Below are 17,494 nucleotides of genomic sequence, written 5' to 3'. Positions count from 1 at the left end.
TTAAGAGATTTGTATTTGTAAAGATGAGAAAAATATTAGAAATAGGCTCTTAGTTGAATACTTCCTGTATGAATGGTATCATTATTTTCGCTATTTCTTCCTAAATAAGAGACGTTTAGATCTAAATATTTGGTTAGTTTTTTTTGGGCTAAAAGAGACCAGGTGTAATTATCTCCAGGCTGTAAACCACTTAGTAATTGATAACCTACTGGAGAAAATGCATTTCCAGTAAAATCATTTTTGAAATAGTTAAATTCTCCACTTATAGATATCTGTTGTTTATTGGCATACATAAAAGAAACTCCTAGTTTTTGTTGAGTCAGTATTTCTTCTCCAGAAATGTTTTCCTGATCATTTAACAAATAAAATATACTAAATTGTGTTTGCGGTGATAGCAAATAAGAAAGTTTAGGTTCAATCTTATAACCTTCTAAGACATAGTTTCTATTGGTAAAGTTTTCTGAAATACTTTCTGTTGTGATCAGTTCATTTTTTAGGTCAAAAAGCCATGTTTTGGCCATTTTATGAGCAAATGTTAGTTGATGGCTATCGATACTATTTTCCTGAAGTCCAGTTACCTGTAAGTTTGTGTTTGTGGAGGACAGAAATGTGTATGATGTGGTATAGCGTTGTTTTCCACGATTAAAAAATAATGTATTTCTAAAACTTAAATTTAGTGCCAGCTCATTCTCATCTTTACGGAATGGATTGATGTCAAAGGAATTATTATCTCTCAAATTTTTACGATCTACGATATAAGAAGTTTGATTGTAGAAATGAGATAATAGTTTTTTAGTTTTATTTTCAGATCCTGACCAGGAAAGAGGGTTTAGAGTAATAATCTGACTAAGTCGATTTTGATGTGTTTTTACAAAAACCTGATTAGGGAGTAAAACCCTAAGGTAGATAGCTTCATCTGTAAACTGAGCAATTTCGAATTCTTCTAGTTCTTGCACACCGTTACTATTATAATCATTCCAGGTATGAGTTCCTTGTCCTGGATCTACTTGGATATAAGTAAATTCCTGCTGTGGTAATGTTCCGCTATTGGTTTCTAAAACAGTGTTCCAATTGATTTTACTTCCAAAAAATCGCTGATTATAAAGCAATCGAGAGTTTAGTGACTGCTCATCTTGTCGGTTTTGATCTTCATTATCTAAGGTTCTGTAATTAACAAATAACGAAAGTTGCGTGTTTTTTGTGTTCAATAAGTTGGACTTTAAAAAGTAGGTGTTAGAGGTGCTCACTTTGTCCAGTCTATTGTTTCTTACACTGTCATTTATACGATGTCGATATCCTATTTCTGCATAAATTTTGGTGCTATCACCTACTCCACTATATATTTCGTAGGATTTAAATCGTTGGGTATTTAGAGTATATGTCTGATCTCCGACATTAATTTCTTTGTTCTCTTCAGTAGCCATTTTAGCACCTATCCAGTTTTTGGGAAAGCTATAGGTAATGTTGCTGTACATTCTAAAGAAGCGTGAGTCTAAAGTCTCATTTTTACTATTTAGTAAACTAGAAAACATACCAACTGCCAGTTTGTTAAGCCGTAGCTCTGTGTTTAAAAGATGTCTATTTCCGTTATAATTTTCGGAAAAATTTAGGTGTTGAAAAGAGTATCTTGTGTATCCTTTTTTGGGATGTAGTAGTTCTAAACCAGCGGTAAAAAATTGTTGATCCCCAAGAGGATTGTTCAAGTTCCAATCTCTATTAAACTCTACATTATAGATTCTTTCAATGCTTTTAAATTCTTTCTGGATGTAATCACCATTAGCAAAAGCATTCATGGTCCAGCTACTATCTCTGGAGAAAATATTTTGTTGTATCTGCAGTCTTCCAGCTACGCCATCATTATTATCATCATCAATATCCGAAAATAAGTTGAGGTCATTTTTACTACCAGAAATTTCAAATGATACTGCTGTTTTTTTTGTTAGTACATAAGAACCTTGTACCACAGCAGTTTGTAGTTTGGTAGGCGCTACAAGTTGTACAACAGGTGCATAATTACCTTGCGGAATACCATTAACAGGTGGTACATATTCAAAAATTCGACTTATTGTATTTACATCACCAACGATATAGTCTCCTTGATTGTCACCTACCAACGAAAAACGTACATTAAATAATTCATCTTCTGGATTATTTGAAAATATAAATACTTCTTGTCCATTGATTGTTTCTCTTCTATAAAGGATTTTGTTTTCACTAAAAATATCAGGTACAGCTGATGGAGATATCATTTGAGTAGGATCATCACCAGCGTTGGATAGAATTTCTTTTTGAGGATCACTTAAGTTTTGTTGTAAAGGTTGATTTTTTGCATCATTTTCAGAATATACAAAAGCACCAATTTTTAGTTTGTCACTTGTGTGTTCTCCGCCACCATAGACTATTATTCTAGAATAATTTCGTTCTGTAGTTTGGTATTCTATAGATATCCGCATATCCGAAGTAATGGGATAAGTTGGATTAAAACGTACTTCTCCTGCATTATAATCGATAATATAGTCTTTGTTCTCTCCCCGTTCTAGTAATAAACCATTTACATATACGCGCTCGCTACCAGATACAATAAGAATAAAGAGTTCACCATTAGGACCTGTTAATTTATATGGACCTTGATTACCTTCTTGTCCGGTAAATTGACTACGGGTAAAAACACCTCTGACCAATGCTCCAGATGCGAATAAATTCGTGTTTGATTCTGGATGGTTCAAAGTTCCGTTAATGGATATACCTTGCACATTTTTGGTAAATCTGTTAAAATAACTAGTATTGTTTTGTAGTTGTACATCGCCTGCTCTTACATTCCAGTTTTTACTGTAGAGTTCAATAAATACTTGATCAAATTCATCTAGATTTTGCGAATATCCACTTTGTTGTACTGGCACATTGGCATCCTGAATAGAAGCTCTAAGCGAAATGTTATCACTAATCTTACCTGAGATTTGTAAATCTAGTTCAGAGTTTAATACCGTATTTTGGTTGCTGCCTACAGTAACACCTCTAGAGATACTACCATTAGTGGTAAGCCCATCAAAAGGAGTGAATTCTTTTTTGCTATTAGCTTCGGATAAGCTGTATAGCTTTTGTAGATTTCCATTTTCCTTTACGATTAGGGATGGATCAAACTCAAAATACTTTTTGGTTAGAAAATCAGGATATCGATAATATTGTAATGTAATCGAATCATTTTGTGCTTGAATCTCTGGAGATAGAATTAAAGATGCATTTTCAAAATTAACCTTGTAAAAAGTACTGTCGATAGCATTTCCTTGTTTTGAAAGCAATTTAAATTTAAAAGGATTGATGCTCACAGAATCAATGCGTATGGTATCGGTAACGGGTACTTTTTTACTTCTGAAATTTCCAGAAATATCCTGCCCGTATATAGTATAGGTGCTAAGAAGTAATAAAAAACCTAAAACCGTAAAAATACGCATCGATATAAAACTAAAGTTTTTCAGAAACAGAGGCACTCCAAGCCCTTAAATTACTATGATTTGTGCAACAATTATTGATTGGATAGGTTTTTATAATAGCGATAACGATAAATATAGTGGTATGTTTTGTGATTTCGCATTTATTTAAGCAAAAATTTATGACGGATTATTTAGACAATAAAAGTTGGTGGCGCAAGAGTAGAAGTTGGATTCTAGGTTTTTTCGCATTGATAAGTGGATTTGTACTTACAATGTTGGTACTGCTTGGTAAGCCAATAGGCGATTTTACAAAAGCAATGGTAGATCCGACGGTATATACGACTGCTTTCGAAATGGTGGAAGATGATCAACGTGTTATAGCACTCTTAGGCGAAGTAAAGCCTATTAGCGTTTTTGAATTGTTAGAAGGTGAAGTTCGGTATGAGGAAAAAAGTAAAGCTATTATGACTGTCGGAATCAAAGGTTCTAAGCAAAAGGGGAAATTAGACATTATAGCGAATAAATGGAATAATACTTGGCGTTATGAATTGGTACGAGTACGAACTAAAAAACCCAAAAAAATAATTGAAGTCTTGGGGAGTGAGTAGTGTTATCTATTTTGTTTGGATATAATTATCATAAGAAAGAATTTTAAAATATCTTAGTAATACCCTTATAAACCAAACCCCATGAAACTACTAAAAACTATCGTCATTTTTGTATTGTCTACACACGTTATTTTTTCTCAAAATACAATTAGACAAGATACATTACTAGCGGCTCAATATTATAAAAAGGCGGATTCTTTATTAGAAGATAGAAAGTTAGATAGTTCCATCATATATTTTGAAAAAGCATTACCACTATACAAAAAAGCAAAAGCTTGGGAGCGAGTTGCAGGTTGTTATAATGGGATTTCCGAAAGTTATTTCGAATATTCAAAATATGAAGAGTCATTGAAATCTGCTAAGGTAGCATTAAATATTTGCAATACTTATTTAGATGCATATAGCCTTCAAAAAGCAAAATCTTGCGAAAATATAGGGCAATATCATTTAAAGAAAACTGATTTAAAAAGAGCAAAAAACTATTTTGAAAAAGCTCAAGAGATATTTGCTTCTAAAAATAATAGTTCAGGAATTATTAAATCATATAATAATCTAGGTCAAGTTTACTTGGCAGAGAATGATTTTACTTCAGCGGAAAAGGAATTTAAAAAAGCTATCCGTGTAGATAAAAATGAAGACAATCCTTTTCTCGCGTTTTCATATAACAATCTAGCTAGGATTTATTATATAAAAGCAAAGTATGAGGTTTCTATAGAATTTATGAGTAAGGCAATATTGTTGGAAAAAAAGAGATTAGGAGAAGATCACCCACAAATTTCTAGATATTACAATAATATTGGAACCATTTATGAAAGATTAGGAGAAGATAATGAAGCTTTATCTAATTATAAAAAAGCCTTAACTATTCAATTGCAAGTTTCTGGAGAAAATCATGGCAGTGTAGCTTCTTTCTATAATAATATTGCTAATATTCTATATTACAAAGGAGATATCGATAACGCTATAAAATATATGAAGAAGGCTATAAAAATTGGGAATCGAATTTATGGAAAAAATAGCCTAAAACTTGTGAACTATTATATGAATGTTTCTGCCAAATATGTCTATAAAGGTAAGTTTGAGAAGGCTCTTTTTTATAATAAAAAGGCTCTCGAAATTTCCCTTAAGTATAAAGAAACAAGCAGTATTGAAATTGCAAATTCCTATAAAAAAATGGCTGCTATTTATTTTGCTTTGAGTAATTACGAGAAGGTGTTATTTTACTCAAATAAGTCTATAAATATTCTGGAAAAGTTATTTGGAAAAGATCATCTTAGTACAGCTGAACCATATATGTTTTTGGCTGAGATCAGTTTCTTAAAAAATGATTTTGAACAAGCTCTGTTTTATTATAAGAAGTCAGAAAAAATAAGAGTTTTAACTCTCGGAAAAGATCATAAGGATCTTTATCTAAACTACATCAAAATTGGAGAGTTATATTTAAAAAGTAAACAATATGATTCAGCTTTGTACTATCACAAAAAAGCATTAAATATACGTAAAACTACAATGTCAGAAGAAGAATATTGGGCTGTAAGAATAAATAAAGGGATTGGTAAAATTTATAGGAAAAAGAAGGAATATAAAAAAGCAATTTCTTATTATCAAAAGGCTATGAATATCAATAATAATAGATCTTTATCAGAGTTAATTGAAAATACTAATTTTAGTCAATTACAAGGAATTTTGTTCGCTTACATGGGCAATGCAGGTGTTAATAAGGACCTGTATCTTCAGGAAAAGGATATTTTTTATCTTAATGAAAGTGTCAAGAATTATAAGGAAGCAAGTATTATGTTGACTACACTAAGTACATTTTTATTAAATTATGAGGAGAAGCTACTCATTTCTGATATAGGTAAAATGCTATACAAGGAAGCAATACAAGCTAATTTACTTTTATACCAAGTTAAAAAAGGTCCAAATTTATTACAAAATGCCTACCACTACTCTGAAAAAAGTAGATCGGGTGTTTTAAAAGATTTGTTACAAGATTCCAATGCTAAAGGTTTTTCCGGATTATCATCGGACGTTATTGAATTGGAAAAAAAATTAAAAATTGACGAAGCTTATTATCAATCTAAAGTAAATGATGAATTATCTAATAGGGAAATAGATTCTTCCAGACTTTCAAGGTATGAAAGTAAACTCTTTCATGTCTCTCATAAGCAGGATTCTTTAACAGAAATATTAGAAAAAAACTATCCTAAATACTATCAGCTTAAATATGATAATGAAGTAATTTCTGTAGCCGAGGTACAGCAGAGATTAGATGACAAAATGACTTTATTAGAGTTTTTTACTGCAGATAGTACTACGTATGCTTTTACCGTTTCAAAAAACAATATTGCTGTAAAAGAACTATCAACTCCAAAATTAGAAGAGCAGGTTAAAGAATTTCAAGGAGCTATTACCAAAGATTATGAAGCATATAAGGGTATTTCATATAATCTATATCAAACCCTAGTAGAACCGATTAACAAAGAATTAGTAGGTAATCAGTTAATTATTGTACCAGATGGTCCGCTTTGGCATCTTAATTTTGATTTACTATTAACTCAAGAAGATCCTTCTAATAATCCTAAGAATTGGCCATATTTGCTTAAGGATTATGCTATATCCTATGCCAATTCTGCCACCTTATTATTTAGAGATAGTTTAGAGCAAGAATCTGAGACTAATCCTTTGCAAGAATGCTTGGCATTTTCTTTTTCAGGAGAAGAAAATACAGAGACAGCCTCTACCAAAGTACGTTTAAGAAGTTTACGAAGTGTAGGTGTAGATTTACCAGGAACGCGAGAAGAAATCGGTGCGATAGCAAATATTGTAGATGGCCAATATTTCTATGGTTCAGAAGCAACAGAACAAAATTTTAAAAAACACGCAAAAGGGTATAATATTTTACACCTTGCTCTGCACGGAGATGTTGATAATGAGCGTCCAGAAAATTCAAAATTATATTTCACCAAAAGTAAGGATACCCTAGAAGATAATTATCTGTATAGTCATGAACTGTTTGCGTTAGATATTCCAGCAGAACTTACTGTTTTGAGTGCATGTAATACAGGAACTGGTAAAATTGCCAAAGGCGAAGGCATTATGAGCTTAGGAAATGCTTTTCAGTATGCTGGAACCAAAAGTTTACTATTAACCAACTGGGAAGTTTCTGATGAAACCACCCCTAAAATTATGGAGTATTTTTATCGAAACTTAAAAGACGGTAAAAACAAAGCAGAGGCACTACAGCAAGCAAAATTGCAATTTCTTAACACTACCAATGAAGAAACGAATCATCCCTATTATTGGGGTGGATTTTACCTATTAGGAGATACAGCTGTTATAGAGTTGAAAAATGACAGTTCAAAATATTGGTGGATTGGGTTTGGTGTTTTAGCACTGATCTTAGTAAGTTTGTTTTGGTACAGAAAAAAGAATGCTTTGATCAGTGGTCAGGCATAATCATGAATTAAAATAGAGATACGTGAAAATAATATCATATAATGTAAACGGAATTCGTGCAGCCTTAAAAAAAGGTTTTATAGAATGGTTACAACAAGCAGATCCTGATGTGATTTGCTTACAGGAAATCAAAGCCAATAAGGAACAGCTAGAACTCGATGTTTTTGCCGAAGCAGGATATTCCTATAATTATTGGTTTAGTGCACAGAAAAAAGGATATAGTGGTGTTGCTATCTTATCCAAAACAGAACCAAACCACATAGAATATGGCACTGGAATCGACTATATGGATCATGAAGGGCGTAACCTGCGAGCTGATTTTGATGGAGTATCTATCATGAGTATGTACCTGCCAAGTGGAACTAATTTAGATCGATTAGAACATAAATTAAAATATATGGCAGATCTACAAGAATATGTTGATGAACTTAAAAAAACGTATCCTAATTTGGTTATTCTAGGAGATTACAATATCTGTCATCAGGCAATTGATATTCATGATCCTGTTCGTAATAAAAACGTATCAGGATTTTTACCAGTAGAAAGAGAATGGATCGGTAATTTTATAGAGAGTGGATTTATTGATTCCTTTAGGCATTTTAATTCAGAACCTCATAATTACTCTTGGTGGAGCTATAGAGCAAATGCCAGAGCTAATAACAAAGGTTGGCGATTGGATTATGGAATGGTAGCAGAACCTTTAAGAGATAAATTAGAACGAGCTATCATTTTATCCGAAGCAAAACATAGTGATCACTGCCCAATCATGGTAGAGTTAGACGTATAAAAAACTTAGAATTGACATACCAAATTGTCACACTGAGCTTGTCGAATTGTTATATTAGTATAATGAGATCTTATCAGTCTTCGACTTGCTTAAACTAACAGAAAAAACAAAAATATGATACAAAGAATTTTAATAATCATTTTTATTGGAGCTTTTGCCACTTCTTGTGTTTCTTCTAAAGTACATAAAGAACTAGAAGGAAAATATGCACGATTAAAACGAGAAAATCGTTCACTACAAGATAAATATAAGGCATTACAAAAGGAAAGCGATGCTGATAAATTAGCTCTGGATAAGTTAAATGAAGCATATGATAAAACAAAGACAGAGAGAGACGAGTTACGAACTAAATATGATGCGCTTTCTTCAAACTATGAAAATCTAAAGAATTCCTATGATGCCTTAGGAAAAAATAGTGCAGAGGCTTTGAATGCAAATAACAAGAGAAATCGAGAATTGTTATCTCAATTAGAAGAAAAGGAAAGAACCTTAGCAGCTGAGCGTAATCGATTAGAAAAACTACAGAGAGATTTGGATAGCCGTTCTAAACGTGTAGATGAGTTAGAAGGGCTAATTGCTGCTAAAGATGCTAAGATGCAAGCGTTAAAATCTGCTATTTCTAAAGCACTAAGAAATTTTGAAGGAAAAGGACTAACCGTAGAAGAAAGAAATGGAAAGGTGTATATCTCTATGGAAAATAAATTGTTGTTTGATTCTGGTAGTTGGGCTGTAGGTACCCAAGGAAGACAAGCAGTAAAACAGTTAGGATCTGTTCTTGGAGAAAATTCAGATATTGCTGTGTTGATAGAAGGGCATACTGATAATGTGCCTTATACTGGTAATGGACAGTTAAAAGGAAACTGGGATCTTTCTACCAAAAGAGCGACAGCTATTGTAGATTTATTACTAAAAAATCCACAAATAGATGCGCAAAACCTTACTGCTGCAGGAAGAGGAGAATACTCACCAGTAGCATCTAACGAAACATCTGCTGGTAAAGCTAAAAACAGAAGAATAGAAGTAATTCTAACACCTAAGCTAGATGAAATTTCTAAGTTATTAAATGATATATAATTTAATTTATCTCCATAAAAAAAGCGCTCGAATAGAGCGCTTTTTTTATTATGTTGAATTAATACTTTAGTTAAACAAAGAATCTAAAATATCTCCAACTTCTTTATCATGATTCTGTCTCATTTGTTCCTTTACATTTAAAAGTTTTCTGTGAAAACCTTCAATTACCTCTTCAGAGTTTTTTAAGTCTAAAGGAATCATTTTTCCAGCTGAAGTAAGTAAATTATATTTATAAGCCTTTAAATCTGCAGGCTTTGATTTGTCTAAAACTTGTTCAACAGATATAGTTCCTTTACCAGTTACAACTGAAACTACGCTTCCTTGTGCGGTAACCTTATCAGTTTCTTTATTTAAATCAGTAGCTAAACTGTACAATTGAGTAAACGATTCAGCTCTTTGAGCCCACGTATCCTGTTGTGCTTGAGTGGTTAATCCAGCGCCTACTAAGAATAAAAGTAGCATTAGTTTTTTCATAATATTTGGGTGTTATAAATTTAGTATCAAAACTACGTATTTGATTTCACGTATTCCTAACGGAATAATTATAATTTTATTATTAAAGTTATCTTAAAAACTTGGTTTAAAATAACCAATTTAATTTGAAGTTTCCAAAAAGTGTGCCACGAATTTAGCAAACAAAAAATAAAATTCTTAAATATGCATAGAAGTGCTGTAAATTTTCATAACAAATTGAAAAAGTTTACATTGCTTCCTATTATAAAAGCGTAAAATCCAGTAAAACAGATAACAAAACAGCTGTATCAGACGTTTATAATACCCAAATCAAATAAAAACTATGAATAAAATGAAGCAGTTACCTATTTTTATACTACTACTATTTTTTGTGTGTAAAGGAGTAAGTCAGGAAAGTGAGGAGGAGTACTATGAGGAAGAAGGAACAGAAAGTGATGAGTACTCGGAAGATGGAGAAGAGCAGAAAGAAGATCAAGGGAGTTACTTCGATTTTTATCAATATTTCGATTTTACTAATGATGAGTACTCTAACGTATTGGATAAAGTAAATGATATGGAATCCGAAGACGAAAACTTATTGTACAAGTTTATCGTGGAGGTGCAGCAAGATAGAGTGCTCAAAGGGCGTTTATTTAATGAGTTGGTTACCAAGCCAAAGAAAAAAAGCCGTTATAAAGGAAAGGATAGTCCTGGTTTCCCTTGTATTTTAAGAGGACTTATAGAAAATAAATCGGTGTACGATGCCATCATGAAAGATGGTCGTACTTCTGAAAGTCATGCAAGAAACGCCGCAACACTTTCAGAAAGAATTGTTCGCAGAAAATGTGGGGTTACCAAAAAAGCGAATAAACGAAGAGATGAACAACAAGATAAACAGGATGATTATCAAGAGGATTATGATGATGAAGATGACTATGATGAAGAAAATGACTATGATGAAGATGACCAGTAGTATTCTTGTCTAATCTATATAATAAGAGAGCTTTAAAAAAATAGTTATATTTGCAATGTACATGAGTGCGAGTTCTTTGTAATATCCATACTCCATAGTTTTTGAATTATGTATTAATTTTTAAAACTATGATTATGAATTGGAAAATTCAAAAACTATTGAATGGAGAGACGATTGTCTCCAAAGAACCAGGTAATTCTATGTTACCTATTTTACAATCTAAACAACCTGTTATTCTGGAACCTGTTAATTGGGAAGACTGCGAAGCAGGAGATATTGTTTTTTGTAAAGTAAGAGGAAACTGTTTTACACATTTAGTTAAAGGAAAAAATGTAAAACGAGGATTACTGATCGGTAATAACCGAGGTCGCATCAACGGATGGACCAAAAACGTATACGGCAAAGTGATAGAAATATTACCGATGTCGTAAATTTATGTAGCGCAATAAGCGCTTTTTTTGTTTTATACAATTTCTCTGGACCTACATATTAAGATTTTATCTTCTATTTTTTAAATACAAGTCATTAAGAAGGCATTGGCAATAGCTCCATAAGAAAATATATTATTTCCCTCACTCAGAATGCGGTTTCCCTCATTATCGGTTTCATAACAACCATTTAGATCATACTTTTATATCAATCTAAAAAGATAATATGGTTGGATGAGCGAGGAATTAATTTTTTAGGTTGGTTAGTTGTGAAACGGATGTAGTTATGGGGTAAAACTGCATCCGTTTTTTTTAGGTGGTCACCAAATATTCTTTATAAATTTCTCTTACAAGTCTATGATATGAGTTTTTATGAATCACTACTCTATTCTTCTGAATTTCAATAAGAGGATTATAACGATGTAAAACTCTTTCCACAATTTTTTCCGTAAAAGCGGTTTTGAATGCAATCCGTTGTACGGCTAGTTGTCTATTTTCTTTAGTTAGATTTTTGTAATACGTATTAAGCATATTTTTATATAAAAAAGTGAGTGAATTTCTTTTTAAAGATATAAAAATATATACAAAAAACATCAATACATATATTATTATATATAATTGTTTTGCAAAATAGTGTGTTGAATACAAAAAAGAGCTTCTTAAAAATAGAAGCTCTTTATCAGGTTATAAGAGTAGCGAGTTGAAAAAAGAAACAACTCTGTTTTTTTGGTTGGTATTATTATTAGTGCTTTTTGTTCATCATTGCTAATGTTCGAAATATGTATAGAAACAATAATACCAAAATACTAAAAATTTCATAAGCAACTGTTATTCAGTGTTTTGTTTTTGTTTGGATTTTGTTTCATTAGATGAAATTGTAGATTATTTGGTCAATATTGTAGAGAAGATCCTCAGTTCAGAGTTTAATTATGATAATTTTTAGAATATCTAATAAGAGACTTTTTAATTTTGAGTCTTTATATTTCCAAAAAATTAAGTCGATTATATGAAGTATACTACGTTACCGAATACGGATATAAAAATTAGTAAAATATGTTTGGGATCTATGACTTGGGGAGAACAGAATTCTGAAGCAGAAGGTCATGAGCAAATTGATTATGCTATTGATAAAGGTGTAAATTTTATTGATACTGCCGAATTGTATTCCGTTCCTGCTAAAAAAGAAACTCAAGGAAGTACAGAGCGAATCATTGGTAGTTGGTTAAAGAAATCTGGTAAAAGAGATGATGTAGTAATCGCTTCAAAAATTGTAGGACCTGCAGAATTTTCTAAGCATATAAGAACAGGTGGATTTAGTAAATCAGAGTTAGAAGATGCGATTCATAAGAGTTTGGAAAGGTTACAAACGGATTATATCGATTTATATCAATTACATTGGCCAGAAAGACAGACTAATTATTTCGGGAAACTAGGATATACTCATGATGAAAATGATCCTTGGAAAGATAATTTTGCTGAGGTTTTAGGGTATCTAAATGATTTTGTAAAACAAGGTAAAATTAGACAGATCGGTGTCTCCAATGAATCTGCTTATGGTTTAATGCGCTATGTAGAAGAAGCAAGAAAAGGAGCTCCTAAAATGGTTACGGTACAAAATCCTTATAACCTTCTAAACCGTAAGGATGAAATTGGGCTTGCTGAGATTCTGCACAGAGAAGATATGGGTCACTTACCGTATTCACCACTAGGTTTTGGTATGCTAACAGGAAAGTACCTGGATGAAATCCCTAAGAATTCTAGAGTTGATCTTTTTCCAAACTACAATCGATATATGAATGAAAATAGTTATAGAGCTACTCGATTGTACAATGAAATTGCAAAGAAGTTTGATATGAGTTTAACCCAGATGTCATTGGCCTTTGTGAATCAACAACCGTTTGTTACTAGTAATATCATTGGAGCGACTTCGATACAGCAATTAGAAGAAAATATCAGTAGCATTGATTTGGTATTGTCTGATGAAATACTCAATGAAATTAATGGAGTTCATACGCAAATTCCTAATCCAGCTCCTTAAATGAGCAGTACTAAATAAAAATAAACTTTTACTCGTTATAAAGTATAGTTGGCTCAATCTAGATTTCGTAATATTTTAAGAAACTCTAGATTGTGCGTATTAACAATATACTTTTATCATGAAACAAGTAGCTTTATTTTTTTTCTTGATGTGGACTTTTTTATCAACAGGCCAGTCAGAATTTAATGAATTTGAAAATGGACTAATTTATTCACCAGAAGCTATCTCCAGACTTCAGGAAATTGTGGGAAGTAAAAACGAAGCATTCCGTAATTGTGATCTTTCCAAAGAGTTTTATTCATTTCCTCAAGCAAAAGGTTTTTTTATTAAAATTGAGTATAATACTGAAGAGCTTATAAAGGATTTACAGTCCAATATTTCGCTAGATGATTTTCTAAAGAAAAATAAAGTCGAAGAAGTTCCAAAGTTTCGTTTGATCGTAAAATCAGTATACAAGAATTATAATCAAGAAAAGGTGGTAGAGATTAAAGAAGAACCTAAAGGAAGATCTTTAAAGATTGATCTTGAGGATTTTACTAATTTTCAGGATAAAAAATGGATATTCAAAAAGTATAATGATAAAAGCGTAGGTGTTTTTTATTTGGAAAAACCTTTGTTTTCAAGGACTATGTCGAGATCCTATGCAAGAATGATACAGTATGCGGAGTGTTTAATTGATACAAATACTACCATACATTCGGATCAAGCAAAAAAAACCAGGAGAATATCAAAAATTAAAAACGAAGAATTAAAAAAAAGAACTGCTTTTTTCAATTATATAGACCAAAATTTTGACGAAAAAGAACCTGAGTATTCTAATTTTGATAAAGAGGATTATAAACTATATCATGAGAAACATAGATCATGGGATAGAAATAGGACAAGCTTTATAAAAGAAGATTTGTCAAAAAAGTCAGAATTTAATGAATTATTAGTAGAAGCCTGTAATGAAGCCATTGTAAAGAAAATTAGCTACAATGAATTAGAGAGTTATATAGCCGCATATTACTCTAAAGAAAAAGCACTAGAACTTAAAAGGGGTAGGATAGTATATGGGAGGTGTAGCCAGGATCAAGGACCAAGAATTCATGCTATGAATATTGCACAACTTTCTGCGGAGAGTTATAATTGGGATGTGTTTTTAAGAGCTCATCTTAATATAATGAATGATCGTTTTCACCGAAATTCTGATGGTAGCTATGCTTGGGCTAGAAGACAAACATATGTTAAAGAGTTGGAAGTGTTAAATATTAATGTTTCTGATTTAATTTATGGAATAAGTTTTAGGGTTAAAAACCCAAGTAAGAATCATTATTATTCTAATATTAGAAGAGTAGGTAGGGCGTTAGCCGAGAGTGACCAAAAAGATAAAATAGCTTCAGATTTAGTGAAAATTATTAAAGACTCTGAATTGGATGATTTCAACAGGTTGATTATGTTTTATATATATCATAATTTTAGATATTATCAGAAAAATACTTATACTAAAAGTCATATTGAATATATTGCCAGTCTATTACCAGAACACGTAAGGCCTAAAGTAAAAACTTAATCACCCAAATAAATACTCAACAACATCTTCAATTTTACCAACAAGTTGAATATTTATACCGCTATCAGGATTCGAAATTTTATTGTATTTAGACACAAAAATGGTCGAGAAACCTAATTTTTCGGCCTCCTGAATTCGTTGTTCTACTTTTGTAATTGGTCTAATTTCTCCGGCAAGTCCAACTTCGGCTGCAAAACAAAAATCCTTGGCAATAGGGATATCTTCATTGGATGAGAGTATAGCCGCAACCACGGCTAAATCAATAGCCGGATCATCCACAGAAATACCTCCAGTAATATTAAGAAATACATCTTTAGCTCCCAATCTAAAACCAGCACGTTTTTCTAATACTGCCAAGAGCATGTTTAATCGTTTTAGATTATATCCAGTAGCGCTACGTTGTGGAGTTCCATACACTGCAGTACTCACTAATGCCTGAATTTCTATCATTAAAGGACGCATACCTTCAACTGTGGCAGCAATAGCAGTTCCGCTTAGTTCTTCTTCTTTTTTAGAGATTAGAATTTCACTCGGATTTGTAACCTCTCTAAGGCCACTTCCTAGCATCTCATAAATTCCAAGTTCTGAAGTTGATCCAAAACGATTTTTTAATGCTCTAAGTATTCGATACACATGATTACGATCTCCTTCAAACTGAAGTACAGTGTCTACCATATGCTCCAATATCTTGGGTCCTGCTATATTTCCATCTTTGGTGATATGACCAATAAGAATTACCGGAGTTGCAGTTTCTTTTGCAAACTTTATTAATTCCGTAGTACATTCTCTGATCTGAGAAATACTTCCAGCACTACTTTCAATATAATCACTATGAAGGGTTTGAATAGAATCAATAATTACAATATCAGGTTCTGTAGCTTCGATTTGTCTAAAGATATTCTGAGTTTTCGTTTCTGTAAGGATTAAACAATTATCGGTTTTGGAATGAATGCGTTCCGCTCGCATTTTTATTTGTTTCTGGCTTTCTTCTCCAGATACATATAAAGTTTTATAGGGCAATTTTAGACTAATTTGTAATAGTAATGTACTTTTTCCAATACCAGGTTCGCCACCTAATAACGTAAGAGACCCTGGTACTAATCCACCACCAAGAACTCGGTTTAATTCTGAATCATCGGTATTATATCTTGCTTCGTGACTCGTATCAATTTCTGAAATTTTTAGTGGTTTCGAAACTCTACGTTCTTTAGTTGAAGTATTAGGGTCTTTCCAATCATTTTTTGAAGCCTTTTGAACTACTTCTTCTGCAATGGTATTCCATTCTTTACAAGAAGTACATTGTCCTTGCCATTTAGCATATTGTGCACCACAATTCTGGCAGAAAAAAATAGTTTTTGTTTTGGCCATATCTTATTAATTGAAGGTAAAAATACTACTATTTATATTGTCTTTTCAAAAAGTATAAAAAAGAAAAGACCCCAAAATAGGGATCTTTTTATTCTTTAGTTTTAAAAGTAGAGATTTCTACTAATAACCAAAATCTTCTTTGATTTTATTTACTTTTTCTAACATATAATCCTTGGTAAGAAATGCGATTTCGTTTAACAAGAATCCATTTTCATAAGCTCTCATTGCTTTTTTAGGTTCTCCAAGTTGTTCGTAACCTAAACCAAGATAATAGTATCCTAACATAGTTTCAGGATGTTCTTTAATGGCTAATTTACCTAAAGGCTCTAGTTCTTCCCACAATTCTTTTTTCTCTATTGCCGTAGAAATTGCAATGAAATCATTAATTCTAATTTGTCGTTTGAATCCATATAATTTTTCGGTAGTATCATATATATCAACAAGATGGTCATATAAGGAAGTCTCTAAAGTAAGAATGTCTTCTTTGTATGTTTTCTTACTAATTGGGCGATACATCTCAAAAATGGTTTCTAAAGCCTTTGGAATCGCTCTACCTACCAAAGTGTAATGAGAAGATTCGTCGAAATTGTCGAAGAAATAATTAACCTCTGGATTCTCTATAGTGGATAGCTTTTCATCAACTTTTACTAGATTCTTTTTTATAACCTCTGCATCATTGGTTGCTGTAGCTAAATAGTACCACATATCCGATTTTGCACTACTTAACACATTAAAAATACGTTCTTCCATTGGTGGTGCTAACTCAGGACTAAGATTAATGTATGCTTGAAAAATAGGATTGTCTTTAAAAAGAAAATAATTTATAAAATTAGCTGTATAATCATGTCCAACGATCATTTTTAACTGAGCAGTTCTATAATTTTCGTCGATGTATGGCAAAAGTTCCTGGCCTATAAACTCAAAAAATGCAGCACCTTTTCCTTCAGGCAAGTAACTTGCTAGATCATATCTACAATCATCTTCTCTTGTTTTTCTTTGTAACACACCCACCACAATAGATTCTGGCATATCTTCCCAATAAGAAAAATAATCTACATTACCAGCTACTGGTTCGAACAGATGATCACCATCTAGGACAATAATAACAGGGTAGATCTTATCTTCGTTTTTTTCATAATTACGAGGTAATTGAATTTTTAAATCTCTATTCTGATCTAATTTTAGTGATCTAAATGTTTCATATTTTACCTGACCGTTTGAGATAAACGTAAAGAAGGTGACGAGAATTAAAAATATACTTTTCTTCATAAGTAGTAAGATTAAGGTTAAGCGAGGACAAGATATAAATTATTTTAGACCTTT

Annotated in this window: 13 protein-coding genes; 8 read left to right on the top strand and 5 right to left on the bottom strand. The window is 32.0% G+C overall.

Annotated features, from left to right (window positions below):
* Nucleotides 1–35: 35 nt before the first annotated feature.
* Nucleotides 36–3,452, bottom strand: coding sequence for a hypothetical protein (locus tag ACWNT5_RS05655; protein ID WP_456516851.1), 3,417 nt, complete (start codon nucleotides 3,450–3,452; stop codon nucleotides 36–38).
* A gap of 158 nt (nucleotides 3,453–3,610) precedes the next feature.
* On the opposite strand from ACWNT5_RS05655, the gene ACWNT5_RS05650 reads away from it, so the two are divergent.
* The 4 genes from ACWNT5_RS05650 (at nucleotide 3,611) to ACWNT5_RS05635 (ending at nucleotide 9,359) form a co-directional block, all read left to right on the top strand.
* Nucleotides 3,611–4,039 carry a cytochrome c oxidase assembly factor Coa1 family protein gene (locus ACWNT5_RS05650; RefSeq protein WP_456516850.1) on the top strand — a complete coding sequence of 143 codons (429 nt, stop codon included), beginning with the start codon at nucleotides 3,611–3,613 and terminating at the stop codon, nucleotides 4,037–4,039.
* An 81-nt stretch (nucleotides 4,040–4,120) separates the two neighbouring features.
* Nucleotides 4,121–7,498, top strand: a complete 3,378-nt coding sequence (locus ACWNT5_RS05645) for a CHAT domain-containing protein (protein WP_456516849.1) — start codon at nucleotides 4,121–4,123, stop codon at nucleotides 7,496–7,498.
* Nucleotides 7,499–7,520: 22 nt separating this feature from the next.
* Nucleotides 7,521–8,285: an exodeoxyribonuclease III gene (locus ACWNT5_RS05640; RefSeq protein WP_299604871.1), complete on the top strand. Its 765-nt coding sequence runs from the start codon at nucleotides 7,521–7,523 to the stop codon at nucleotides 8,283–8,285.
* Between the two features lie 114 nt (nucleotides 8,286–8,399).
* A complete protein-coding gene (locus ACWNT5_RS05635) occupies nucleotides 8,400–9,359 on the top strand; it encodes an OmpA family protein (protein WP_456516848.1) in 960 nt (319 codons plus the stop codon).
* A gap of 66 nt (nucleotides 9,360–9,425) precedes the next feature.
* Here the strand turns inward: ACWNT5_RS05635 and ACWNT5_RS05630 are convergent, their stop codons facing one another.
* Nucleotides 9,426–9,833, bottom strand: a complete 408-nt coding sequence (locus tag ACWNT5_RS05630) for a hypothetical protein (RefSeq protein ID WP_299604875.1) — start codon at nucleotides 9,831–9,833, stop codon at nucleotides 9,426–9,428.
* Nucleotides 9,834–10,164: 331 nt separating this feature from the next.
* On the opposite strand from ACWNT5_RS05630, the gene ACWNT5_RS05625 reads away from it, so the two are divergent.
* Together ACWNT5_RS05625 and ACWNT5_RS05620 are read left to right on the top strand one after the other, a co-directional pair.
* On the top strand, nucleotides 10,165–10,785 hold the full coding sequence (locus ACWNT5_RS05625; protein WP_299604877.1) for a hypothetical protein: 621 nt from the start codon (nucleotides 10,165–10,167) through the stop codon (nucleotides 10,783–10,785).
* A 134-nt stretch (nucleotides 10,786–10,919) separates the two neighbouring features.
* Complete coding sequence (locus ACWNT5_RS05620) at nucleotides 10,920–11,216, top strand: hypothetical protein (RefSeq protein ID WP_299604878.1); 297 nt, start codon at nucleotides 10,920–10,922, stop codon at nucleotides 11,214–11,216.
* 309 nt (nucleotides 11,217–11,525) lie between these two features.
* Here ACWNT5_RS05620 and ACWNT5_RS05615 read toward each other — a convergent pair whose 3' ends face one another.
* Complete coding sequence (locus ACWNT5_RS05615; RefSeq protein WP_299604879.1) at nucleotides 11,526–11,744, bottom strand: hypothetical protein; 219 nt, start codon at nucleotides 11,742–11,744, stop codon at nucleotides 11,526–11,528.
* Between the two features lie 475 nt (nucleotides 11,745–12,219).
* On the opposite strand from ACWNT5_RS05615, the gene ACWNT5_RS05610 reads away from it, so the two are divergent.
* Entirely contained in the window at nucleotides 12,220–13,251 is a 1,032-nt protein-coding gene (locus ACWNT5_RS05610; RefSeq protein ID WP_456516847.1) for an aldo/keto reductase, read from the top strand.
* 118 nt (nucleotides 13,252–13,369) lie between these two features.
* Nucleotides 13,370–14,803: a hypothetical protein gene (locus tag ACWNT5_RS05605; RefSeq protein WP_456516846.1), complete on the top strand. Its 1,434-nt coding sequence runs from the start codon at nucleotides 13,370–13,372 to the stop codon at nucleotides 14,801–14,803.
* Here ACWNT5_RS05605 and radA read toward each other — a convergent pair whose 3' ends face one another.
* Together radA and ACWNT5_RS05595 are read right to left on the bottom strand one after the other, a co-directional pair.
* A complete protein-coding gene (gene radA, locus ACWNT5_RS05600) occupies nucleotides 14,804–16,171 on the bottom strand; it encodes a DNA repair protein RadA (RefSeq protein WP_456516845.1) in 1,368 nt (455 codons plus the stop codon).
* A gap of 120 nt (nucleotides 16,172–16,291) precedes the next feature.
* On the bottom strand, nucleotides 16,292–17,440 hold the full coding sequence (locus tag ACWNT5_RS05595; RefSeq protein ID WP_299604883.1) for an alpha/beta hydrolase: 1,149 nt from the start codon (nucleotides 17,438–17,440) through the stop codon (nucleotides 16,292–16,294).
* Between the last annotated feature and the right edge of the window lie 54 nt (nucleotides 17,441–17,494).

The organism is Aquimarina sp. 433, from assembly GCF_054054605.1.
This window is presented reverse-complemented; position numbering and strand designations above follow the sequence as displayed.

Excerpts from the sequence above, each read along its gene's own strand:
- ACWNT5_RS05655 (WP_456516851.1), bottom strand. The coding sequence starts at position 3,452 with ATGCGTATTTTTACGGTTTTAGGTTTTTTATTACTTCTTAGCACCTAT.
- ACWNT5_RS05650 (WP_456516850.1), top strand. The coding sequence starts at position 3,611 with ATGACGGATTATTTAGACAATAAAAGTTGGTGGCGCAAGAGTAGAAGT.
- ACWNT5_RS05645 (WP_456516849.1), top strand. The coding sequence starts at position 4,121 with ATGAAACTACTAAAAACTATCGTCATTTTTGTATTGTCTACACACGTT.
- ACWNT5_RS05635 (WP_456516848.1), top strand. The coding sequence starts at position 8,400 with ATGATACAAAGAATTTTAATAATCATTTTTATTGGAGCTTTTGCCACT.
- ACWNT5_RS05630 (WP_299604875.1), bottom strand. The coding sequence starts at position 9,833 with ATGAAAAAACTAATGCTACTTTTATTCTTAGTAGGCGCTGGATTAACC.
- ACWNT5_RS05625 (WP_299604877.1), top strand. The coding sequence starts at position 10,165 with ATGAAGCAGTTACCTATTTTTATACTACTACTATTTTTTGTGTGTAAA.
- ACWNT5_RS05620 (WP_299604878.1), top strand. The coding sequence starts at position 10,920 with ATGAATTGGAAAATTCAAAAACTATTGAATGGAGAGACGATTGTCTCC.
- ACWNT5_RS05615 (WP_299604879.1), bottom strand. The coding sequence starts at position 11,744 with ATGCTTAATACGTATTACAAAAATCTAACTAAAGAAAATAGACAACTA.
- ACWNT5_RS05610 (WP_456516847.1), top strand. The coding sequence starts at position 12,220 with ATGAAGTATACTACGTTACCGAATACGGATATAAAAATTAGTAAAATA.
- ACWNT5_RS05605 (WP_456516846.1), top strand. The coding sequence starts at position 13,370 with ATGAAACAAGTAGCTTTATTTTTTTTCTTGATGTGGACTTTTTTATCA.
- radA (WP_456516845.1), bottom strand. The coding sequence starts at position 16,171 with ATGGCCAAAACAAAAACTATTTTTTTCTGCCAGAATTGTGGTGCACAA.
- ACWNT5_RS05595 (WP_299604883.1), bottom strand. The coding sequence starts at position 17,440 with ATGAAGAAAAGTATATTTTTAATTCTCGTCACCTTCTTTACGTTTATC.